Origin of the sequence: Lewinella sp. IMCC34191 (assembly GCF_003390935.1) — a bacterium.
Lineage (GTDB): Bacteria > Bacteroidota > Bacteroidia > Chitinophagales > Saprospiraceae > Neolewinella.
Genome location: NZ_QNQZ01000001.1, coordinates 675689 through 697624 on the forward strand (window position 1 = coordinate 675689; position 21936 = coordinate 697624).

Consider the following 21936-nt stretch of genomic DNA (forward strand, 5'->3'; position numbering starts at 1 on the left):
AATAGTGATGACTTTACCTTCCTACGTGGTTATCGAGGGAAACATCGGTGCCGGCAAGACCACGCTGGCCCGGATGCTGGCGGAGCGGTTCAACCACCGCCTCGTTCTCGAGGAATTCAGCGATAACCCCTTCCTTCCCCTTTTCTACCGCGAGCCTGAGCGCTATGCCTTTCCCGTGGAGCTTTTCTTCATGGCCGAGCGGCATAAGCAGCTCCAGGCCGAACTGAGCAACCCCGAACTGTTCAGCCAGGGTACGGTGGCCGATTACCTGTTCATCAAGACGATGCTGTTCGCCCGCAACAGCCTGAACGAGCAGGAATTTCGGCTGTTTACGCGACTATTCCGTGCCCTGGACGTCGCGTTCCCGAAGCCGGACCTGATCGTGTACCTGCACCGCCCCGTCGAGGCGCTACAGGCTAACATCCGTCGCCGAGGCCGGGAGTACGAGCAAGACATCGGCGATGCCTATCTGAAGTCCGTGCAGCAAGTCTATCTCGATTACCTCCGGACGGTCAAGGAGACGCCGGTGCTGTTATTCGAACTTGGGGAGGAAAACTTTGCGGAGGACGAATTGCTTTTCGAGCGCATCATTGCCGCAATGACCGGTACGGTAAAGCGGGGGTTGCAAACGCTGGAGCTTCACTCCTTGCGTTCGTCACCGATGAGGTTCTGAGGGAATTTTACCTTGTTCTTCAGCTTGTAGGTGGACAAGCGATTGTGATAATAGTGAAGCATGGAGAAATTATCGCTGACTACGTGTCCACGCGAGTCACAGCGGAGCGGCTTGTGGATGTGGTAATTGCCGATACTTTCCAAGCCCAAGTCGATGATTTTCGCTGCGGTGTTCCTGATTTCGTCGCTGACTTTGACCCGGTCCTCCAGTTCCATCTTGAGGAGGATGTCCCGGAGTTGCTCCACTACGGATTCCAGTGCCTTTGGCTGAAAGTAGAAATCTTCGGCGGGTAATCGAAGCAGCGCGTACAGGTCATCCTTGGGAAAAGACCGCTCCAGGATAGCGAAAGCGGCGTAGCTAATGAGATGACTGGGCAGCACGATCCCGTCGGAGTGGTAGCGCTCCACGATGCGGCTGGCGAGCAGTCGCGTGTACTCGTTTTCCCGTTGCAGGTCTTCGTTGATCTTCCCGTACTGATCCCGGAAGTATTCCCTGGTCGAGACGTGGCGACCGCTTAGGGCGTAGCTTTTCCCGTCCTCGGATACCCGATTACCAACCACGTCCATGGGCTGGCCGAGGCTGATGGTAATTTCATTCCCCTTACTGAAGACCCCCCAGATAAATTTGAGGATACTGCGCAGGGAATGAAAGCTGTCCTTTGCTTTGATGTATCGGTCCTGGCCCTCACGCCGCAGGTGTTGCTCGATGAGGAACTGCGCCTCGAGAACGAAGGGATAACTAAGAATGACCGGTACGATGTACACCTTGTCATCCCGTCCGGCCTGGTAGCGAGCCCGCTGTGCTTCGACGGCGGTGCCGAGCAGGCCCAGTTTCAGTTTGGTTTCCAGCGCTCCGGAGCGAGACCGGGTGCCGCCGGGGAAAAAGAGGGAGGGTACGCCGCGCTGGATGATGAGCTTGCTCATTATCTTAAGCGTGGTCATGTAAATCGGGTTGCGCTTCCGCCGGTCGACGCGGTAGGCACCCAAACGATTCATGAAGTAGGCCGTGTATCCGGTGTTATAGAGGTTCAGCCCGGCACCGAAGGCCATGGCTTCCAGTCCCGCGACCTGGTCGAGGGCGTAGCCGATCAGGATGCTGTCGAGATTACTGAAGTGGGTCGGTACCATGATTACGGTTCCCTTCTTGCTTAGTTCCCGCACCTGGTCGACGTAGCCGCGAACGAGCAGTTTCTCCTGCAGGAGAATTTTCTTGCTGAACAGGCTCGTAAAGCTGCGCCCCCCCGCCGCGTTTAGCAGGCGACCGAAGAAAAACGTCAGGAAACGCCGGGCGAAACGGAAGGTAGGGATCTTGAAGGTGCCGACGATCTCCTCGGCGTAGCGGTGCACGATCCGGTCAAGGATCGCCTGGGCAGCTTCCTCGGCGGTAGCGGGTTCGTCCTCGTCAAGTGATTGCGTGGCCAATAGCTTAGCCTGTCGCTTCCAGTACCGGCGTTCGTTCGGGGGGTCGACCTTCCAGGGTTCGGAACGGGTCCTTTCCTGCTCGCTGAATACGGTCTTACTCAGAACGTCGGTCAGATTGTCTCCGCTTTCTTGAAGGATCCTTTCCTTGCTGGCCTGCTCCAGCTTTCGGATAAAAGCTTGGCGGTCCTCACTCAGGCGATAAATTTCCCATTGGTTGATTTCCGGTACCGTATGCTGATAGGGACGGTTTTCCCGGTTGAAGCCGGGGGGTGGAAGTCGGTTGTCTGCGGGATTCGCACTCATAGGGTTATAAGGTTCTCAGGCGGTGAAATGTGCTCTAACTACCGCCTGCCTCGAAGGGCCAATGTACCGCATTCAGGGCGGTTTCTATGTATTCCAGTACTTCCTCCCGCCCCGTTTCTTTTAGGGCGCTCGTAGCAAAGACCGGGGGAAGCTCTTCCCAGCTTTCCTTTAGGGCGTTCTGGAAGCTTTCCATATGCTCCCCGTCGCGGGCCTTTTTACGGTCGGTTTTGGTGAAGGCCAGGACGAAAGGGACGCCATGTTCGCCCAGCCAGTTTACAAAATCCAGGTCGATTTGCTGGGGGGGGATGTTGCTGTCGATAAGGACGAAGGTGCTCACGAGGGTATCCCGCTTGAGGAAGTAATTCTCCGTCCGGGTTTCCCATTTGGCCCGCGTTTTTTTGCTCTGCTTGGCGTAGCCGTAGCCCGGGAGGTCCGTCAGGTACCAGCTCTGGTTGATCAGGTAGTAGTTGAGCAGTTGCGTTTTTCCGGGTTTACCGCTGGTGTGTGCCAGTTCTTTACGCTGGGTCAGCATATTGATCAGGCTGCTTTTTCCCACGTTACTGCGGCCGATGAATGCGAACTCCGGCTTGCCGTCTTTCGGGGCCTGGTGGACGCGTGCGTGAGAAGAGGCAAAGGTAGATGTATGAATAAGGGGCAAAGCGAAAATTTTGGAAGGCTACTTAACGAAATACGCCCACCCAAAAGATTGAGCGGGCGTATTGCCTAGTTGTTCGGATTGTTTACTCCTCTCCGTCGCCGTCCGCTTTGGACTTGGACTTCGATTTTGACGATCCCTTTTGTACTTTCTTTGGGCTGATGATGACGTTCATCCGTCGGCCTTCCATCTTCGGCATCGCTTCGGCGGCACCGAGATCTTCGACGTCCTTCATGAAGCGGAGTAGGAGCAGTTCGCCCCGGTCCTTAAAGACGATGGAGCGACCCCGGAAGTGCACGTAAGCTTTGACTTTAGCCCCGTCTTCGAGGAATCCCCGGGCGTGGCGCACTTTGAAGTCGAAATCGTGATCGTCGGTATTTGGGCCGAAACGGACTTCCTTGATAACCGTTTTTACGGCCTTGTTGCGAATTTCCTTTTCCTTCCGCTTCTTTTCGTAGAGAAACTTCTTGTAGTCCGTAAGGCGCACTACCGGCGGACTGGCATTGGGGCTGATCTCGACCAGGTCGAGGCCCAAATCACGACCCCAACCTTTCACCTGACGGGTGTCGAATACGGTGCCGCTCTCAAGCTTGGTGCCAATCTCCTCGGATATCTCGTCGAGGTTATCGCCAACCAGGCGAATTTCGGGCACCCGAATCATGTCGTTGATACGGAACTGTGGGGTGGTGTCTTCTCTGCGTGTGTAGCGGTTGCGGCCGCCGCCTCTTCTCTTTGCCAATAGATGGTTGAATTATGTTATAAAATGTAAAAGTATGGAATAGGGGAAAGTTCAAACAAGCCAACGATCCCGGGCCATTTAGCCAAAAAGAAAAGTTCCGGCCCGACAATGGTTGCCGGACCGGAACTTTAGAGACGGTCTGCCTTACTCTTCGGAGGTAACCACTTCCTGTTGTGCGATGATCAAACCATCACCCGCCTCGTTCAACTTAGCGACGAGGGATGCTCCACCGTCGGGGTTGTTGTTGAGGATGTACTCGGCGAGGGGATCTTCGATGTACTTCTGAATGGCGCGGTGCAATGGTCGGGCACCGAACTGCGGATCGAAGCCTTTCTCGGCTACGAACTTCTTGGCGTCTTCGGCCAGCTCGAGGGAGAATTCGAGGCCTGTAAGGCGCTTGTAGAGATCGGACAGTGCGATATCGATGATGCGGAAGATCTCTTCCTGCCCAAGGCTATTGAAGATGACCACGTCGTCGATCCGGTTAAGGAACTCCGGCGAGAAGGTACGCTTCAATGCGTTGTTGATCACCGACTTGCTGTTCTCCTCGGCGTTCTCAGTACGGGCTTTGGTAGCGAAACCTACGCCCTGTCCGAAGTCCTTCAACTGGCGAACACCAATGTTGGAGGTCATGATGATCATGGTGTTCTTGAAGTCCACCTTGCGACCCATACCGTCCGTCAACTGGCCGTCGTCAAGGACCTGCAGCAGGATGTTGTAGACATCCGGGTGGGCCTTCTCGATCTCGTCCAGCAGAATCACGCTGTAGGGCTTACGACGCACCTTTTCAGTCAGCTGACCGCCTTCTTCGTAGCCGACGTATCCCGGAGGCGCACCGATGAGGCGGCTGACGCTAAATTTCTCCATGTACTCCGACATATCGATGCGAATCAAGCTCTCCTCGCTGTCGAAGATGTACTTGGCCAGGGCCTTGGCCAGCTCGGTTTTACCGACACCGGTGGGGCCGAGGAAGATGAAGGTACCGATGGGTTTCTTCGGGTCCTTCAGGCCGACGCGGTTACGCTGGATAGCCTTCGTGACCTTGGTGATGGCGTTGTCCTGTCCGATAATAACCGATTGGAGGTCCTTCTCCATGCCGACGAGTTTCTTACTCTCGTTTTGGGCAACACGACGTACGGGGATACCGGTCATCATGCTGACGACCTCGGCGATATCTTCCTCGTCAACGGGGTAGCGCTTCGTTTTCGCTTCTTCCTCCCATTGCTTCTTGGCGTCTTCGAGGTTCCGCTGCAGTTTGCTTTCCTGGTCGCGAAGGTCGGCGGCACGTTCGTACTGCTGGTTCTTGACGGCGGCGTTCTTCTGCTCCTTGACGGCTTCGATTTTCTTCTCGACCTCCTCGATGTGTTCGGGGACGGTGATGTTCTTCAGGTGGGTGCGGGCACCTACCTCGTCGAGCACGTCGATGGCTTTGTCCGGCAGGAAGCGATCGGTGATGTACCGGTCGCTCAGCTTCACGCAGGCTTCGATCGCATCGTCGGAGTAATTGACGTTGTGGAAGTCTTCGTACTTCGGCTTGATGTTGTTGAGAATGTGAACGGCTTCCTCTGCGCTGGGGGGATTGACGAGCACTTTCTGGAAGCGCCGGTCGAGTGCGCCGTCCTTCTCAATGTGCTGACGGTACTCATCCAGGGTGGAGGCACCGATGCACTGCAGTTCACCGCGGGCAAGGGCAGGCTTGAAGATGTTGCTGGCGTCAAGGGAGCCGGTCGCTCCGCCGGCACCGACGATCGTGTGAATCTCGTCGATAAAGAGAATCACGTCGCGGCTCTTTTCGAGCTCGGTCATGATTGCCTTCATGCGCTCTTCGAACTGACCGCGATACTTCGTACCCGCAACCAGGGCGGCGAGGTCAAGCATAACGATGCGCTTGTCGAACAGTGTCCGGCTGACCTTGCGGTCACGGATACGGAGCGCGAGCCCTTCGACGATAGCCGTCTTACCTACACCAGGTTCGCCGATCAGGATGGGGTTATTCTTTTTCCGACGGCTGAGGATCTGGGATACCCGTTCAATTTCGGTTTCGCGACCGATGATGGGGTCCAGACGATCTTCCTCGGCCAGCGCGGTGATGTCGCGACCGAAATTGTCAAGGACGGGGGTGCGGGATTTGGAGTTACCCTGGCCACGACCGCCGCGACCCTGGCCACCACGGCCGGAATCGTCGTCTTCGAAGCTTTCCTCGCCGCTGCCCGGTGCTTGGTTCATGGGCAGCGTCTCGTCTTCGGTAAAGTCTTTTTCGTCTTTCACGTAGTCTAATTCTGCTTTGTAAATTTCATATTCCACTTCAAACTGCCGAAGGATCTTCGTCGCCGGCAATTCTTTATTACGCAGAATAGAAAGGATAAGGTGTTCGGGGCTGACCTGGGTGGTCTTCAGGGCCTTTGCTTCGAGAAAGGTCACTTTAAGTACACGGTCCGCCTTGTCGTTGAGGGGCATTTTAGAAATGCTGTGCCCGCTGCTCTGGCCGCCGTTACGTTGGACGTTCTCGCGGAGGGTGTCGGCGAGGGTTTCAATGTCCACGGCCAGGTTCTTCAGCACCTTCGTGGCGAGGGTGCTCCCCATGCTGAGGACGCCAAGCAGCAGATGTTCGGGACCCACATACGTGTGGCCCATCTTCTCAGCCTCCTGCTTGCCGCGGGCCATTGCCTGTTTTATTTCGGGGTTAAATTCCCGCTGTGGAGGGTTCATTCAATAAACTTTGTGGGGGTAATAAATAATGAGGGCTTTAAAAAACGCGCAACATCATGCGCTATGGAAACCATTTGCCCTAAAGTTAAGGCGAAAGTGAAAGAACTGTGCCAGAAGGAATTAACTGACAAAAAATCCTGACAATTCGCCCCGGCACGCCATAAATATTTGGCGCGTGGACTTCTTACTATAGAGAAACACTACACCTCTAAGATGGTTGGACGCCAAATTGTGCAGTCTCGGGTTCAAACGCTTAAAGTTGTGCTAACATTTTAACGATTTCCTATGCCGGCTGCATTCGCTGCTCTGCCCGCTGCTCCTTACCTTCGTGGGGCATTTCCACGATTTTTTCCGCTTTACTGTTGCCAACACATGGGTTTCTTCCCCAAATGCTTTCTACTGCTGTTTTTTGCGGCGGGCTTCTTCACGCAGGAGGCCGGAGCGACGGGGGATAGTCTGTATTTTCTACTCCCCTCGGATACCGTCGTGGTTCGCTTTGACGCACTGAGCGGCCATCTGCTTTTCGATCACCGGCTGGCCCCGCGACAGACGCTCTACGGCGCCGCCCGCTTCTACGGCCATTCCCTCGACGATATTTACCGCCTCAATCCGGGGCTGCAGCTAGGTTATAAACCCGGCACCCGTGTTACCGTCACCATTCCGAAATCCGAACTCAGATCGGGATACGCCCGCGACAGCCTCGCCTGGTTCGTGCCCGTTCGCTACCGCTTATCGGCCGGAGAAACACTCTATGGCCTGTCGCGGCGTACCCTCAGCCAGCCAAACGACAGTCTTATCCGTGCCCTTAATCCGGGACTTAACGCCCAGGACCTCGAGCCCGGGAGGGTATTGACTATTGGCTATTTGCGCATCGATGGGATCAATCCCGACCACCAGGTAAAAGTCGAGGACCGCTACATCTTACAGAATCGGGATTTGCGCGTACAGTGGGATTCCACCATGAGCCAGCGCCGACTGAAGTTTACTACCGGAAAGGCGGCCTGGACCACGCGCGGTGACCAGAATAAATGGATGGTGCTGCACCGGACCGCCCCCATCGGTAGCATTATCGAAGTGGAAGACCCCCGCAGCCGAAAAACGATCTACGCCAGGGTGGTGGCCCGCATACCCGAGGAAGTGTACGACAGCCGCGTGGTGCTGGTGGTCAGTCCACGCCTGGTAAAGGCCTTCGGAGTCCGCGATAAGGAGTTTTACGTCCGTACCCGTCACCTGTAAACTTCGGGGAGTGCCGGCAAGGGCTTACCTTCGCGCGCCGTATGCGCCTCCAGCAACTCGACATCAAGGGATTCAAGAGCTTCGCCAACCAAACGGTGGTGAATTTTGATGCCGACGTCATTGGGATCGTCGGGCCCAACGGCTCGGGAAAGAGCAACATCGTAGACGCTATCCGCTGGGTTCTTGGCGAACAGAAGGGCTCCGAGTTGCGCCTGGACAAAATGGCGTCCATCATCTTTAACGGGACCAAAAAGAAGAAGCCCGGCAACCTGGCGTCCGTCAGCCTGACCTTCGAGAACGATAAGGAATTGCTTCCTACCGAGTACCAAACGGTCACGATCACCCGGATGCTCTACCGCAGCGGTGATTCGGAATACCGGCTCAACGGCGTGCAGTGCCGCCTTAAGGATATCCGTAACCTATTCCTGGATACCGGCATCGGCAGTAACAGTTACGCCATCATTGCACTGGGAATGGTGGATGACATATTGGCCGACAAAGACAATAGTCGTCGCCGGATGTTCGAGCAGGCCGCGGGGATCAGCAAGTACAAGAACCGCAAGAAGGAGAGCCTGCGGAAACTGAACAATACGGAAGACGACCTGGCCCGGATAGAGGACCTGCTGTTCGAAATCAACAACAACCTCAAGAGCCTCGAGAAACAAGCCAAGCGCGCCCGCAAGTACCGTGAGCTGAAGGGGCAGTATCGCGATCTTAGTTTGCTGCTGACCGGGATCCGGGTAGAGAAACTCCGGATCGACTACGAAAAGCTGCGGGAAGAAACCGAAAGGGCGGAAACCGTTTACCGGCAGACCGACGAGCGCATCACGAAGCTGGAAGCTTGCCTCGACGAGGAGCGGAAAAAGCACGTGGACAAGGAGCAGCGGGTCGGGGAGCGGCAACGCAAATTGAACGCGCTCACCGGCGAATTACGCAGCCTGGAAAGCGAACGGCAGCTATTGCAGCAGCGGAAGGGATTCGTGGAGCGGCAAACCGCCCAGTTGACCGAAGCCATAGCGCGGGCGGAAACGGAGATCGCGGCCTACCAAAGCCAGATCGCCGGCACCGAGCAGCAAGTCACGGAAGCGCGGCAGGTACTGGAGGAGCAGCAACGGAAGCGCGACGCCGCGCAGGCGTCCCTGGCGGGGGTGCGGGAAGGCCACGCCGGCCTGAAGTCAAAGCTGGACGAAAGTCTAAAGGTCCAGCAGGAGGAGGAAAAGAAGATCTTCGACCTGGAAAAGCGACGGGCCATTAACGGTAACCAGATCGAAAACTTCCGGTTTCAGGTCGAACGCAACCAGGCCGAAATGGCCGAACGACGCGGCGAACGCGAAAACCTCGAAACGCTGCTGGCCGAACTAAAGCAGAAGATAAGCAAGCAGGAAGGCGAAACGGAACGCCTTGAAAAGCAGGAAGCCGATCGTCTGCAGGCCATCGATGAGGCGGTAACGGATACCGAACACCTACAGGCGGAGCTGAACCGGATCAACCGGGGCCTGGACGCCCGGCGTAACGAGTACAAACTGACGAAGAGCATGATCGACAGCCTGGAAGGCTTCCCCGAGTCGATCCGCTTCCTGAGCAAAAACCGCAGCTGGACGAAGGAACCTCAGCTACTCGGTGACCTGCTCCTGGTGCAGCCCGAGTACCGCGCCGCGATCGAGAATTACCTCGAGCCCTGTCTGAATTATTACGTCGTGGCCAATGCCGAGGAAGCCCAGGCGGCGATTCGGCTGCTCAGCGACCGACAGAAGGGGAAGGCCAACTTTTTTGTACTGGACGCACTCGATCAGGGCGAAGTGCCTTCCAACGAAACCGGAGTGGGATCCGGTCGCTCGGCTATCGATGTATTGACGGTCGACGCGCCCTACCGCAAACTGGTCAGCCATTTACTGCACGGGGTCACCATCGGGGAATCGGACAACCTTCCCGAGCCGACCGACGACGGCACGACGGTGCTCTCCCCCGACGGTCGCTTCGTACGCCGACCGTATTCCGTAGCCGGGGGCTCCCTCGGCTTATTCGAAGGGAAGAAGATCGGGCGTAAGAAAAACCTCGAGGTTCTCCATAAGGCCATCAAGGAGGCCGAGGGACTAGCCGAGGGACTCGAAAAGCAACTGAAGGAACGCCGCGCCACGCTTAGCGATCTCCGGGGGCGCCGGACGGACCGGGAGATTCAGGCGGCCCGTCGCGAGCTGAATCAACTGCAACAGCAATCCGCCGGGGTGCAGGCCCGGGTAGAAGGCGCCCAAACCTACTTCCGCGACACGGAGGCCAAAAACGAACGCCTGGTTGCTGATGCCCTGGGATTGGAGCAGTCGAACGTTGACATTGATCGGCAACTGCAGACCCTGCGGGAGAGCATCGACAGCCTGCGTGAAAAAGTCAGTGGTACGGACGCCAACTACCAGCAGCTCAGCGAGGAACTTTCGGCGGCGAGCGCCAGCTACAACCAGGAAAATATCGCCTTCATCCAGCAGCAGAACCGGGTGCAATCGCTGGAGAACGAACTGACCTTCCGGCAAAACCGCAAGAAGGAACTACTGGCCCAGGAGGTAAACAACCGCGAGCAGCTCAAGTCCCTGGAGAAAGAAGCACGGCAATTCGATCAGCAGGAAGAAACTCTCGATACGAACCTCAAGCGGATGCGCGGCGAAAAGGAGGAATACCAGGCCACGCTGAACTCCGCCGAAAAGGCCTACTACGAGGCCCGCAGCCAGATCAACGTGCTGGAGGACGAATTGCGCAAGGACAACCGCCAGCGCCAGGATGCGCAGGTGCGGGTAAACCAGCTAAAGGATCGCTTTACGGATGTCCGCTTTAAATTGAACGGCGTAGAGGAGCGATTGAAGATAGAGTTCGACCTATCGCTGGAGCAGTTGGCGGCCGTCGAGATCGAGGAGTGGACCGGCACGGTGGCCGAGTTGGAGATGAAGGTGGATCGCCTGCGCAGCCGAATCGGCAACTACGGCGAGATCAACCCGATGGCGGTAGAGGCCTACGATGAGATGCGGGAACGCCACGAGAACATCACTGCGCAGCGTGATGATATCGTGAGCGCGAAGGAAACGCTGATCAAGACGATTAAGGAAATCGAGGATACGGCCACCGTACAGTTTCTGGATGCCTTCGAGCAGGTGCGGATTTACTTCATCGACGTGTTCCGGAGCCTGTTTACGCAGGACGACAATTGCGACCTCATCCTGCTGGACCCGGAGAATCCACTGGAATCGAATATCGAGATCGTAGCCAAGCCGAAGGGCAAACGGCCGCAGACGATCAGCCAGCTCTCCGGCGGGGAGAAGACCCTTACGGCAACGGCCCTCCTGTTTGCCCTCTACCTGCTGAAGCCTGCCCCCTTCTGTATTTTCGACGAGGTCGACGCCCCGCTGGACGATGCCAACATTGCCAAGTTCAATCGCATCATCAAGAAGTTCAGCAAGGACAGTCAATTCATCATCGTCACCCACAACAAACTGACGATGGAAGCGGTGGACAGCATCTACGGCGTCTACACCACCGAGCAGGGCGGTTCCGGGGTCGTACCGGTGCAGTTCACGGAATTGGAAGGGAGTACGACGTTCTCGGCTCGCTAGAATGGCATTTTACCTGCGCTCCGCCGCAGAACCTTATCTAATGGTGGTGCCGGATTTAGCTTAATTGTTTGGCGACGAGGTAGCCGGAGGTCCCATTCAGCCCGGGGCCGGGGTGGGTAGCGGCACCGATGTGATAGAGGTTTTTGACGGGGGTTTCGTGGCCCCGCAGCCCCGGTAGTGGCCGCCAGAAGAGGAACTGATCCAGTGAGGCCGTGCCGCAATAGGGGTCGCCACCTACCAGGTTGGGGTTGATGCGTGCCAGGTCGGCGGGGCTTAAGATGTGGCGTTCCAGAATAGCCTTTTTGAATCCGGGAAGCTGGCGGTCCAGGATGCCGATGACCCGGTCGGCGTAGGCCTCGGCGATGGCTTCGGTCCATTCACCACCACAGTCGATTTCCTCCAGGCTGTCGCCGGTGAGGAAGGCCGGTAACTCCTGTAGTTGGATCCAGATGGTCCACTTGCCCTCGGGCGCCCGGCTGGGATCGATGGCGGTGTGCTGGCCGATGACGATGGTGGGTTCGGCGGGCAGTAAGCCCCGAAGTGCTTCGTTGACCGCGCGGCTCGTGCCGTTCAGGCCGGGGGTAACGTGAACCATGCCGGTCTTTTTCAGTATCGGGTCGGGCCACTGTGGTGGACGGTCGAGCGAAAGCTGAATTTGCATATTCCCCCGACCGTAGCGGTAATTATCGGCTTCCTGCCGGGTCTGGGGCGGGACGGCGGCGTCCGGCAGCAGCTGCTGATACAGCGCGGTTGGACTGACGTTAGCCAATACGGTATCGGCCGGGTAGCGCTCACCGGCTACTTCGACGCCCGTAACTGCATCGTCTTCCACGATGATTCGTTCGACGACGCTATCCGTACGGCACTGGCCGCCGTGGTCTTCAATGATGCGTACCAGGACCTCTACCAGGCGGCTGCCCCCGCCCTCCGGCACCGGCATGCCCGTATTTTCGAAGGAGGCTAGGATGATGCGGAGCATGAGACTGCCGCCCGCATCGTCGGGGCCAAGGCCCGTGTGTAAGGTCCAGGGAGCGATCCAGGCTTTAATCAGGTCATCCTTAAAGGTATTGTCGAGCCACTTGCGGGCATTGGGCAGGGCTTCACCGAAAAACTCGATCAGCCCCTCGGGGCCCATATCCCATAGGTTTTTCGCCGCCAGACCGGCGCCGGCCATTGACCACAACTCCTTGGAAAGCAGACCGAAGGCCAGTTTAGCTTGCTTGTCGAATGCGTCCATGGCCGCGCGGTAGGCGTCGCCGTCACCGGCAAAAGCCTCATTGAGGGCGGATACGTTCTTGTCGCGGCTATCGCGCAACGCCAATGAACGCCCGTCGGGTAGGAGCACACCGGCGGTATACTCCGTATTCAAGTACTTCAGGCCGTACTCCTCCAGCGTTTCCTTCATTTCCGCGTAGAACGGGCCGGTGGTGAAAAGCGGGTGGAAGCCGGAGAAGATTTCGTGGCGAAAGCCCTGCACGGAGAGCTCCTTCGTCAGGATGTTGCCCCCCAGCCACTCGTTCTTTTCGAAAACGGTGACGCGTTGACCGGCCCTGGCCAGGATGACGGCGGCGCAGAGGCTATTGATGCCGCTACCAATGACGATCGTATGCTTGCTCATGTCAGCTTATTCTGCCACCCGGGCGCGCCGGCGTTCCAGTTGAGACCGGACCTCCGGTACTTCACCAAGGTATTTTTCCAGGTAAGGAAGCAACGCGCTCAAGTGTTCGAGGCGCTGGGTCGTATCCGTCGTGTTCACCGCTTCGGTTATGAACTGACGCGTTTCCTCCCGGGCCCGCGGAAAGTCACCTACCCGCCGCAATGCTTTCAGGATGACGATCCGGTAGCGGGTGCCGATACTGAGCTGGAGTATGGCCCGCACCATGGGCAAGGGGGCGTTGCATTCCACCCGGCGATTACCCAGGAGGTTTAGCACCTCGACGTAGACCTTATCGTAGCGGGACGCCAGCAATTCGCGCAGCCGCTGCTCGATCTTCGGAGGCAGGCGGCCACCGTTTTCCGGCCGTTGTACCGCGACCTTTAACTGCAGCAATGCATTGCGCTGTAGGCGGGGCTCCGGTCTGCTCAAGTAGCTACCGACCACGTCGAACACTCGGTCCAGTGGCGTGTCTTTCACCAGTGCGGTCCACCCGGGCTCCAGCTGCTGCGGCCAGTTAACCGGCGGGACATCGAGAAATTCCGGGGCGGCGGCGCGCAGGTTGACAGCTTCCAGCGAGAGGGAGGGCGTGGATAAGTCATTCAACGCACGGACAAGCACATCGAGGTGGTGATACTCTTTTTCCGATTCGAATGAAGCTAAGAAAATAGGACGTATCTCTTTGTCCTCCAGTCCGATACTGCGCATGACATCGACTATGCCGGAAGCCAAGTACGGGTGGTCGTTGAGGATTTCGGTCGCAAAGGCTTGCGTTTTCGATCCCGGGTATCCGTTCAGCAGGCGAAGCACGGCTGGTAGGTCATCGTCGGCAATGTTTCCGCCGTGGTACACTTTCGTCAGGCGTTCGAGTACCTCGTCATCGCGGTGAAACTCCAGTCCGAAGAGTAAATGGCGGGCATAGGGGTGCCGTCCTCCGCGTTCGAGTTCCTGAAGTAACCGGTCGCGGCCGGCCGCCGTTCCGAGGGCACCCAGCAGGCGATAGGCTTCGGCCACGCTGCCCAGGGTGGCGGCATCTGCCAGGCGGAAAAGGTAGGGTTCAAGTATGGAAGTCGCCTTAGTCAAAAACGACCGTGACTCGCCGCCCGTGAGCTTGGACAGCATCCGGTTGCGTCGTACCATATCGGGATGCATGGCGTCCCGGTAGCCTTCGTGGCCCGACCAGAAGCTTGCTATTCGCCGGGTTTCCACCGATTGCTCTCTCTTGTAATGGATGCAGATGGGCAGCAATTGTCCGGGGGGATCGAGAGCGTCCAGATAAGCCGTCGCCCAATCGGGCAACAACTGTCCCGAGTCCTCGAAGTAGGCCTTTACCGTGGGCCAGTCGTGTCCGTACGTCATTTGGAACACCGTGTCGGGCATCCCCTGCAATGGTGTCGTGATTACCCTTAACCGCCCGGAATCGTCAAGCCCGAAGGTATACGTAGCTTCCCCGTAGCGGGTGGGGAGGGTTATTCTACTGGTTTGGTCCATCTACGGAATAAACCCCACCGCGGCCATTTAGATTAGTACGATCTGGTCCGGCGTAAAGGGTGGGGTAGGCGGCAGCATGAATTGCTCCGCATCTTGGAGTACGGCAAACAGGATAGGTACGCCCGGTACATGGGTGGGGTAGTCCGTTTGCCCGTCGGTAATCACCAGCACGGTATCCGGTCGGGGTTTCAGGTTGACTGCCGCTTCGATGCCCTTGCGCAGATCGGTGCCGCTGCCTCCGGGAAGATAATTGATTCGGTAGGCTTCCCGTTCCGCCACCAGGCGTACGGGCTCGTAATCCGTGATGTCGCAGGGAATGATCGTCACCGGCGCATCGAACTGCCGGATGATGGCCGCTACCTCCGAAAGAGCACGCTGTAGATCGGCGTCCTGCATCGAGGCGGACGTATCGACGACCACCGCGATGCGGGCGCTGCGACTGCCGGCCAGCGCGGGTGGCAGAATGGGGTGGTAGACGGCCTGCCGCCGGTGGGCGCGTCCGTAGGTGTAGTCCGTTTTGGCGCCCTGCCCTTTCCGGATGGCCAGACTCATCCGGTGGCGCAGGCGCCGCCGCCAGTTGATCCGGCTTCCGAGTACGGTTTGTGCCCAGGCCCGCCAGGTGTCCGGAATGCCGGCCTGGTCCGCTTCCCGGGTCAGCCGCGCTACTTCCCGGCGCACCAATTCTTCGTCCAGCGGAGCGAGGCGCTGTTCGCCGCCTTCCTCCCACGGCCGGAAACGTCCGTGGACGCCACTGCCTTCATCGATCGGAAATTGCGCGGCGGTGGGATCGGGATCGAGGCGTCGGTAGTAGAATTCCGCCAGTTGTCCGGCTTCGAGATCCATAGCGGCCGGAAAGCGCCCGGGGTAGGCCGCCGGCATCCGGAGTCCAGTCCATTCGGCGTCGTTAATCTCCAAGTCGCAGGCGATGTTCCAGCGGCGTTCCGGAGCGGGGCCCGCGATGCCTGCCGCTTCGGCGCGGTCGCCGTGCTGCCGCAGCAGGTGGCTGATCTCGTGCACCCAGAGGAATCCGAGTTCCGCCAGCGCGTCCAGGCGGGCCCGCCCATTACCGATGCGGCGTACGGCCTCCGGGTTCCAGTAGATATTATAGTGGCGGTCGACCGCGGCTACTTTGACCTGCTCCGTCACGATGATGCGACACCGAAAAAGGGCCGGGGCAAACCAGGGCAGACGATCCGCGGCGTAAGCCCGGGCAAACCGCAGGTCTTCCAGCACGTCCGGGTAATCAGGCGAGGACATCCACGAATTCCTTGAAGGTACTATCGCTGAAGAGCCGGGCAATCTGCTCCATGGCCTGGTTGCGTCCGTCTTCCTCATCAGCGGCGGCCAGGCGACTTACCCATCCCGAACGGGCCAGATCCCGTAGCGAGACGAAGATGACATCCCGGCGGCCCTGCTCAAAAACTTCGTCCACCAGCGTCAGGTACACCAGTGAGTAGTCCTGTAATTCAGGTTGGTCGAACTGCGAGATGAGCTTGTTATTCAGGCTAAAGAACAGCACGTATAATTCGCTATCGTCCAGCTCATCAAGGTCAACGGCTTGTCGGCCCGCTAAAATATCCGCGGGATCCGGAATACGCAGCCGGTTCAGGTATTCGAGGAAGGGTAGGGCGGTGGCCTCCCCCAGGCAACCGGCGATCAATTCGAGGAGTACGGTTTGCGCGGTTCCGTTATCCGAACCCAGCCGGTAACCGAGAACGTCGCAGGCGGCCAGTAGGGCGGCGGCGAAATCCCAGGTGCGCGGGCTCGCGAATCCGTAGGCATTTGCTTCCGGGTCGCTGTGAAGAGCCGAACCGCTCAGGCGGAGAAAGCCGGCAATCTTCACTTTCCATTCCGGAAGCCGCTGCCGGTGGGCAGCGGGTTCGATGTCCGGCAGTTGGCCCTTAGCCCAGCCTTCGGTTAGCGAGCGAATGTAGAGTGACTCCGGGATCGACCAATTCAGGTGAACGAAACGGTTGCGGAGGGGCGGCGAAAGTTCCCAGCCGCCGATCATGAGGTCGGGTGGGTTGGCGGCGGCAACGATGCGTACCCGCTCGGGTAATTCTTGAAAGCCCACCCGGCGCTCGAATACCACGCGCAGCAGGGCGGCCTGGACGGAGGGTGGCGCGGTACTCAGCTCGTCGAGGAAAAGGATTCCGTCTTCATCTTCCCCGAAGGCTTCGACCCATTCGGGGGTAGCGTAGCGAACGCGACCGTCGGTCAGCACGGGTAGACCACTAAAATCGGTGGGGTCGTGGATGGAAGCGATCAGCGTAGTGACCCGCAGGTGCTCGCCGGCCAGCCCCTCGATAAAACTCGACTTACCCACCCCGGGCCGCCCCCAGAGCAGTACCGGTATGCCGATCGGACCCTGGGGGGAGGGGGTGGCCAGGGCAATGAGCAGGGCTTGGGCGCCGTTGGGTAGGTGGTCGGGCAGGGGCATATATTAGAGTGATTCGCTTTACGCTAGAAAGCACTGGCCCGGCCTCATTGTTCTGAAGGGAAAACGCAGGGAAGTCATTCCCGAAAAATCCCGTAACTTTGCATTATAAAGTTCTTTATGGCACGCTCCATCAATACCCCGATATCCGACCTGCGTCACATCCGTGACCTCATGGAACGCTCGCGCTACTTCATCGGCCTGAGCGGACTTTCGGGGGTAGGGGCTGGAGTAAGCGCCCTCTTCGGGGTAATGGCCATTGTAGTCTACGGTTGGGCGGCGGAAGAGCCGGTGGTCTACGGACCGGACAAGCTGGGATTTACCTCCGCGCATCCCTGGGGTATCGCGCCGGTGCCTTACTTATTCTGCGTGGCCACGCTCGTCCTGACCGGGGCACTTGCCAGCGGCTTCTACTTTACGAATCTGCGGGTGGTTCGCATGGGTCAGGAGTTCGCGCACCCACGGACCTATAAGCTCCTGACCAACCTCGCCCTCCCATTGGCCATTGGCGGTGTTTTCTGCCTGGCCCTGATCTACCACGGCTACGGCGGGCTGATCGGGCCGACCACGATCATCTTCTACGGACTCGCGCTGCTGAACGGCAGTAACTTCGTGAGCGAAGAGCTCCGCTTGCTGGCCTACCTCGAGATCGGATTGGGACTCGTCGCGCTTTTCTTCACGCCCTACGGCCTATACTTCTGGGCCGTCGGCTTCGGACTATTGCACATCGTGTACGGTCTGTGGATGTACTTCAAATACGACACGAATGAACAAGGTTGATGAAATGAAATCCACCGTTGCGGGGCTTAGCAAGCTTTACAGCCACCGCATGCGCCTGGGCCTGATGGGCATTCTGGTCGTAAATGACTGGGTGGACTTCGTCACGCTCCGGGAAGCGCTCAAGCTTACCGACGGGAGCCTCGCCGGGCATATCAAAGCGCTGGACAAGGCCGGACAAATCGAGACGGAGAAACGCTTCGTCGATGACAAACCCCGCACCAGCTACCGGGCCACGGAAGCGGGGCGGCGTGCCTTCGAGCAGCACCTGGGGGAGCTGGAAGACTTTCTGAAGCTGATTCATAATTAGGTGGTGAATGGGTGAATGGGTGAATTAGTGAATTAGCGAATTGCTGTACTATTAAACTTTAAAAAATAAAGTGCTTTATGAATAACCTTCGATTTCTTGTCCTGCTTGGGCTCTTTTTTGCCTACCTGTTTTTTCCGCTTGGCGTGGGGCTCAATATTTTCGCCTTCGATGCGGGGATGCTACTGGCCCTGTTTGCCACCCGTCCGGAGCTTGCGGGGCGGGCGGGCGTTCGGTGGGCGGTTTTTTTGTTGTTGGCTTCCGCGGTCTCGGTGGTGGTTGTTCACGCTCCGGCGTCCCGGCTAGTGCATCACTTGAGTCTCCTCATATTGATGGGCTTCGTCCAGGAGCGGGAGCTTCGCTTTGTATGGTACGGTTTGTTTCTAGGCATCGTTTCGCTTTTGGCGGGTCCGAAGCGGGTGTACCACGGCTTGATCGATCGCTACGGCGGCTTCCTTTCCGCGCCTAACCGGTGGGTATGGGTCTGGCCGGCACTGACGGCGCTGGTGGTGAGCTGTCCGTTTCTCCTGCTGTACACGATTGGCAGTTCCGATTTCTTTCGGAGTTTGGGAATGGTAACGGACTGGCTGATCGGCTTACAAGGCATGAATCAGGTGCTGCTTTTCCTGGCCTTATTCGCTGTTGGAATGTCCATTACCGCTTCGCTGGTGCTCGCGGATTCCGATGTCAAGCTTACCACGGACGAAGTATCCGGTAACGAAAGACTATCCCGGACACGGATCGGTGAACGGCGATGCTCTTCAATGGTAGCCCTTCGGTTTCAGTACCGACGAGCTATCATGGTCTTTGCCACGCTTAATGTGCTGCTGTTTGCCGTCAACCTGACGGATCTCCGGTTCATCTGGATGTCCGCCGCCGAGCTCCCCGCCACTACGCTCAGCGAGTACGTTCATACCGGCACCAATAGCCTCATCCTGAGTATCATCCTGGCGATGGCTCTCGTGCTGCATTTTTTTCGACGCAACCTCAATTTCTACCCGCATGCCCGCACCTTACGGGCACTGACCTACCTCTGGTTGGCCCAAAATGCCTTCCTCGCGCTCTCGGTGGGCGTGCGCAACGGGCACTACATCCACGCTTACGGTCTGGCCATCGGCCGCGTGTACGTTGGCCTGGCGCTCTGCCTGGTGCTGGTCGGGCTGTTTTCGTTGTATCGGAAGGTGCGCCAACGTATGTCGATTTACTACCTGCTCCAGGTCAACGGAATGGCGGCCTGGCTTTTCCTGGTGGCCTTCGGGGCGGTGAACTGGTCCGGGATCATCACGCGCGTCAATCTTCGCCAACCCACGGACCGCATCGACTGGTCTTACCTGGTGGATGACCTGGACGGCACCAATCATTATATGCTCCGCGATCAGCTGAATCGGTTACCCACCAGGTATCACCGGCGTGTTCGCCTTTCCCGGGAGGCCGTATCGGATTGGCGGACCTGGAATTACGCCGATTGGCGGGAAGAAAATTTTGGCGGCGGAGCGCAGGAATAAAGCAGTCTACTGGACGGGCACACCGTAATTGTCTCCCAGCACTTCCCGCACCGACTGCCAGTCCATATCCGGGTAGCGATCGTTGTCGAGGGTGGGGTGCTTTCCCCGGCCGCTCATCATGTTGCGCATGTACTGCATGCCCTGCCAGGGGGGGAACACTTCTTCGCGTTGGGGCGCCAGTAGCCGCGTAACGTCAATCATACGGGATAACACCCCGATGCCGCCGATGCGCATGGTTTTGAACGATTTGCCGTAGGCTTCGGAAGCAGCGAGACGCAGTCCATCCGCGTCCACCACTTCTCCGGCAATACGCAACCAGCGGGGCGTATTCGTATCCATCGCCACCCTGGCGGTGTAGGCCGCCGTATCACGCATCGAAGTCATGTCGAGCGGCTGATCGCGATCGCCCCAGTAGATGACCCGGGAGATGGGTTTGGCGATGAGGGGTGCATCCCCCTTCAGCAGGTCGGTAAACATGCCATTCAGTACCGACGTCACCTCCAGATTCGATTTATCAGCAATCTCCTGGAAGGTCTTTCGAAAATCCAGGTTGCGGTTCGTGCCCCGGGGCAAGCGGGTAAAATCGAGGGAAAAGTCAGAGGGTATAAATCGCTTTACACCAGCATCTTCAGTCGCCTTCAATAAATTGGTTTGGAGATCAATTATGACCCGGCCTAGCCCGGATAACGCGGAAACTACGCAGTGGCCCCCTCGACAGGCCTCCGTAAGATCCGGTACCGATGTCAGGCTCGCTTCGCGTATTTCCACGCCTCGGGCCCGCAGGTCGGCCAGTCGGGTGGCTGCCGTTCCGGGTCGTACCAGCGCACGTACGCTCGCGCCTTTGTCCCGCAGGGCGTGTGCGATGAGCCCGCCGAGTTCACCGGTAGCGCCGGCAACGATAATGAGGGGGGTACCGGTAGCGGATTCCATAGGAGGTCTTTAGATCATCAACAACGCTATAGGGTTAGCGGCGTTCGGCCTGCAACTTTTTTCCGCGTCCATACCGTTGGCTTTGGTACAATGGAACATAAACACATCACCGGAAACGACTTGATCAAGCTGGGCTACACTCCCGGTAAATGGTTCGGCGAAGCACTCCCGCACATCAACGCCCACGAGCTGCGCGGGAGCGACCTGACCGATTACCTCAGCGAGGTTGTTCCGCAAACGGTGGCCCCCCTGCCACTGGGCGAACGCTCTTTCCATCGCAATATCCGGGCGGAATCACCGCTCGAGGCCGAGAACGTCGAAGCTGTACTTGCCACCATGGAGGCGGTGATGACCGTACCGACGGCCGTGACGGGCGCTATCATGCCCGATGCCTGCCCGACGGGCAGCGTAGGGCAAATCCCCGTGGGTGGGGTAGTGGCTACCCGCAATGCCATCCACCCGAATATGCACAGCGCCGACATCTGCTGCTCCGTCATGTTGACCAGCCTCGGCATGGTCGATCCGAAGCACATACTGGACGCCGCCCAGCGGACTACCCACTTCGGCGGAGGAGGTCGGGATGACCTGTTCCCCCTACCGGACGGACTACGGAAATCCATGGCCGCGAATCGCTTCCTGAACGACCAGAAAAGCCAATCCCTGGCGCGGCACCACCTGGGCACCCAGGGGGACGGCAACCACTTTCTGTACGTCGGTCAGTCGGAAACAACCGGGGAGACCATCCTCGTGACCCATCACGGATCGCGTGGACTAGGTGCCTACCTGTATACCCAAGGCATGCGCGTGGCGGAGAACTTCCGGCGGGAGCGCTCTCCGAAGACGTCCGCCAAGAATGCCTGGATTCCCTTCGACGAAGCCTACGGACAGGACTACTGGGAGGCGCTGCAGATCGTGCGGGAATGGACCAAAACCAACCACGGTCTGCTGCACGAACGGATCGCCCGGGCGGGTGGAGTAGCGGCTACCGGCCGCTTCTGGAACGAGCACAACTTCGTCTTCCGGGACAACGACATGTTCTACCATGCGAAGGGAGCCACTCCGCTGGAAGATCGCTTCGTCCCCGATAGCACCGATGGGCTACGGCTTATCCCGCTCAATATGGCCGAGCCGATCCTGATTGTCAAAGGCGATACTACGGCTACCAACCTGGGCTTCGCTCCCCACGGCGCTGGCCGGAACACCAGTCGGGGTGCGCATAAGCGTCGCCTGGCCGGAAAGCCGGACGAGCAGATCTTCCGGGAGGAAACGGCCGGTCTGGATGTCAGCTTCTATTCTGGGCACATCGATATTTCCGAACTGCCCTCGGCTTATAAGGATGCCGCAAGTGTACAGCGGCAGATGGCGGAATTCGGACTGGGCGAAGTTGTCGACCGGGTGCTCCCTTACGGGTGTATCATGGCCGGTGACTGGAAGAAGGATGCCCCGTGGCGCAAGAAAAGGCGCCGAAAAGGATAGGCAGACTGCTGGTGAGTAGACGATTGC

The 21936-nt window shown here is 58.2% G+C and carries 16 protein-coding genes; 7 read left to right on the forward strand and 9 right to left on the reverse strand.

Features of this window, described 5'->3' with window-relative positions; all coding sequences use genetic code 11:
• Positions 1–7: 7 nt before the first annotated feature.
• The gene (locus tag DRW39_RS02710) at positions 8–673 is read left to right on the forward strand and encodes a deoxynucleoside kinase (protein ID WP_116105438.1); all 666 of its coding nucleotides are present in this window, start codon (positions 8–10) and stop codon (positions 671–673) included.
• Here the strand turns inward: DRW39_RS02710 and DRW39_RS02715 are convergent.
• From DRW39_RS02715 to DRW39_RS02730, 4 genes are all read right to left on the reverse strand, one after another.
• Positions 640–2397 carry a 1-acyl-sn-glycerol-3-phosphate acyltransferase gene (locus DRW39_RS02715; protein ID WP_116105439.1) on the reverse strand — a complete coding sequence of 586 codons (1758 nt, stop codon included), beginning with the start codon at positions 2395–2397 and terminating at the stop codon, positions 640–642. The two genes, DRW39_RS02710 and DRW39_RS02715, sit on opposite strands and share 34 nt — an antisense overlap.
• Before the next feature lie 34 nt (positions 2398–2431).
• Complete coding sequence (gene yihA, locus DRW39_RS02720) at positions 2432–3055, reverse strand: ribosome biogenesis GTP-binding protein YihA/YsxC (protein ID WP_198664764.1); 624 nt, start codon at positions 3053–3055, stop codon at positions 2432–2434.
• 82 nt (positions 3056–3137) lie between these two features.
• A complete protein-coding gene (gene infC, locus DRW39_RS02725; protein WP_198664765.1) occupies positions 3138–3791 on the reverse strand; it encodes a translation initiation factor IF-3 in 654 nt (217 codons plus the stop codon).
• Positions 3792–3935: 144 nt separating this feature from the next.
• Positions 3936–6500, reverse strand: a complete 2565-nt coding sequence (locus tag DRW39_RS02730; RefSeq protein ID WP_116105441.1) for an ATP-dependent Clp protease ATP-binding subunit — start codon at positions 6498–6500, stop codon at positions 3936–3938.
• A gap of 372 nt (positions 6501–6872) precedes the next feature.
• Between DRW39_RS02730 and DRW39_RS02735 the strand changes: the two genes are divergently transcribed.
• Positions 6873–7736 (forward strand): LysM peptidoglycan-binding domain-containing protein, encoded by an 864-nt coding sequence (locus DRW39_RS02735; protein ID WP_157975892.1) that lies wholly within the window; start codon positions 6873–6875, stop codon positions 7734–7736.
• 41 nt (positions 7737–7777) lie between these two features.
• Complete coding sequence (gene smc / locus DRW39_RS02740) at positions 7778–11332, forward strand: chromosome segregation protein SMC (protein WP_116105443.1); 3555 nt, start codon at positions 7778–7780, stop codon at positions 11330–11332.
• Positions 11333–11387: 55 nt separating this feature from the next.
• On the opposite strand, the gene DRW39_RS02745 is transcribed toward smc, so the two are convergent.
• From DRW39_RS02745 to DRW39_RS02760, 4 genes are read right to left on the reverse strand one after another with little or no spacing between them, the layout of a single operon-like run.
• Complete coding sequence (locus tag DRW39_RS02745; protein ID WP_116105444.1) at positions 11388–12950, reverse strand: phytoene desaturase family protein; 1563 nt, start codon at positions 12948–12950, stop codon at positions 11388–11390.
• A 6-nt stretch (positions 12951–12956) separates the two neighbouring features.
• Complete coding sequence (locus tag DRW39_RS02750) at positions 12957–14477, reverse strand: hypothetical protein (RefSeq protein WP_116105445.1); 1521 nt, start codon at positions 14475–14477, stop codon at positions 12957–12959.
• A 27-nt stretch (positions 14478–14504) separates the two neighbouring features.
• On the reverse strand, positions 14505–15734 hold the full coding sequence (locus DRW39_RS02755; protein WP_198664766.1) for a VWA-like domain-containing protein: 1230 nt from the start codon (positions 15732–15734) through the stop codon (positions 14505–14507).
• Positions 15721–16917, reverse strand: coding sequence for an AAA family ATPase (locus tag DRW39_RS02760; protein ID WP_116105447.1), 1197 nt, complete (start codon positions 16915–16917; stop codon positions 15721–15723). The genes DRW39_RS02755 and DRW39_RS02760 overlap by 14 nt, the downstream gene beginning before the upstream one ends.
• Before the next feature lie 117 nt (positions 16918–17034).
• Between DRW39_RS02760 and DRW39_RS02765 the strand changes: the two genes are divergently transcribed.
• The 3 genes from DRW39_RS02765 (at position 17035) to DRW39_RS02775 (ending at position 19503) form a co-directional block, all read left to right on the forward strand.
• Positions 17035–17694 carry a hypothetical protein gene (locus DRW39_RS02765; protein ID WP_116105448.1) on the forward strand — a complete coding sequence of 220 codons (660 nt, stop codon included), beginning with the start codon at positions 17035–17037 and terminating at the stop codon, positions 17692–17694.
• Positions 17695–17698: 4 nt separating this feature from the next.
• Entirely contained in the window at positions 17699–18001 is a 303-nt protein-coding gene (locus tag DRW39_RS02770; RefSeq protein WP_116105817.1) for a winged helix-turn-helix domain-containing protein, read from the forward strand.
• A gap of 77 nt (positions 18002–18078) precedes the next feature.
• A complete protein-coding gene (locus DRW39_RS02775) occupies positions 18079–19503 on the forward strand; it encodes a DUF4173 domain-containing protein (protein WP_116105449.1) in 1425 nt (474 codons plus the stop codon).
• 6 nt (positions 19504–19509) lie between these two features.
• On the opposite strand, the gene DRW39_RS02780 is transcribed toward DRW39_RS02775, so the two are convergent.
• Positions 19510–20433 (reverse strand): NmrA family NAD(P)-binding protein, encoded by a 924-nt coding sequence (locus DRW39_RS02780; protein WP_116105450.1) that lies wholly within the window; start codon positions 20431–20433, stop codon positions 19510–19512.
• 90 nt (positions 20434–20523) lie between these two features.
• Here DRW39_RS02780 and DRW39_RS02785 point away from each other — a divergent pair, with 90 nt between their 5' ends.
• Positions 20524–21909, forward strand: coding sequence for an RtcB family protein (locus DRW39_RS02785; RefSeq protein ID WP_116105451.1), 1386 nt, complete (start codon positions 20524–20526; stop codon positions 21907–21909).
• Positions 21910–21936: the final 27 nt, after the last annotated feature.

Excerpts from the sequence above, each read along its gene's own strand:
- DRW39_RS02710 (WP_116105438.1), top strand. The coding sequence starts at position 8 with ATGACTTTACCTTCCTACGTGGTTATCGAGGGAAACATCGGTGCCGGC.
- DRW39_RS02750 (WP_116105445.1), bottom strand. The coding sequence starts at position 14,477 with ATGGACCAAACCAGTAGAATAACCCTCCCCACCCGCTACGGGGAAGCT.
- DRW39_RS02780 (WP_116105450.1), bottom strand. The coding sequence starts at position 20,433 with ATGGAATCCGCTACCGGTACCCCCCTCATTATCGTTGCCGGCGCTACC.
- DRW39_RS02745 (WP_116105444.1), bottom strand. The coding sequence starts at position 12,950 with ATGAGCAAGCATACGATCGTCATTGGTAGCGGCATCAATAGCCTCTGC.
- DRW39_RS02760 (WP_116105447.1), bottom strand. The coding sequence starts at position 16,917 with ATGCCCCTGCCCGACCACCTACCCAACGGCGCCCAAGCCCTGCTCATT.
- DRW39_RS02770 (WP_116105817.1), top strand. The coding sequence starts at position 17,699 with ATGAAATCCACCGTTGCGGGGCTTAGCAAGCTTTACAGCCACCGCATG.
- DRW39_RS02765 (WP_116105448.1), top strand. The coding sequence starts at position 17,035 with ATGGCACGCTCCATCAATACCCCGATATCCGACCTGCGTCACATCCGT.
- DRW39_RS02755 (WP_198664766.1), bottom strand. The coding sequence starts at position 15,734 with ATGTCCTCGCCTGATTACCCGGACGTGCTGGAAGACCTGCGGTTTGCC.
- DRW39_RS02715 (WP_116105439.1), bottom strand. The coding sequence starts at position 2,397 with ATGAGTGCGAATCCCGCAGACAACCGACTTCCACCCCCCGGCTTCAAC.
- DRW39_RS02785 (WP_116105451.1), top strand. The coding sequence starts at position 20,524 with ATGGAACATAAACACATCACCGGAAACGACTTGATCAAGCTGGGCTAC.
- DRW39_RS02735 (WP_157975892.1), top strand. The coding sequence starts at position 6,873 with ATGGGTTTCTTCCCCAAATGCTTTCTACTGCTGTTTTTTGCGGCGGGC.
- DRW39_RS02730 (WP_116105441.1), bottom strand. The coding sequence starts at position 6,500 with ATGAACCCTCCACAGCGGGAATTTAACCCCGAAATAAAACAGGCAATG.
- DRW39_RS02775 (WP_116105449.1), top strand. The coding sequence starts at position 18,079 with ATGAATAACCTTCGATTTCTTGTCCTGCTTGGGCTCTTTTTTGCCTAC.
- smc (WP_116105443.1), top strand. The coding sequence starts at position 7,778 with ATGCGCCTCCAGCAACTCGACATCAAGGGATTCAAGAGCTTCGCCAAC.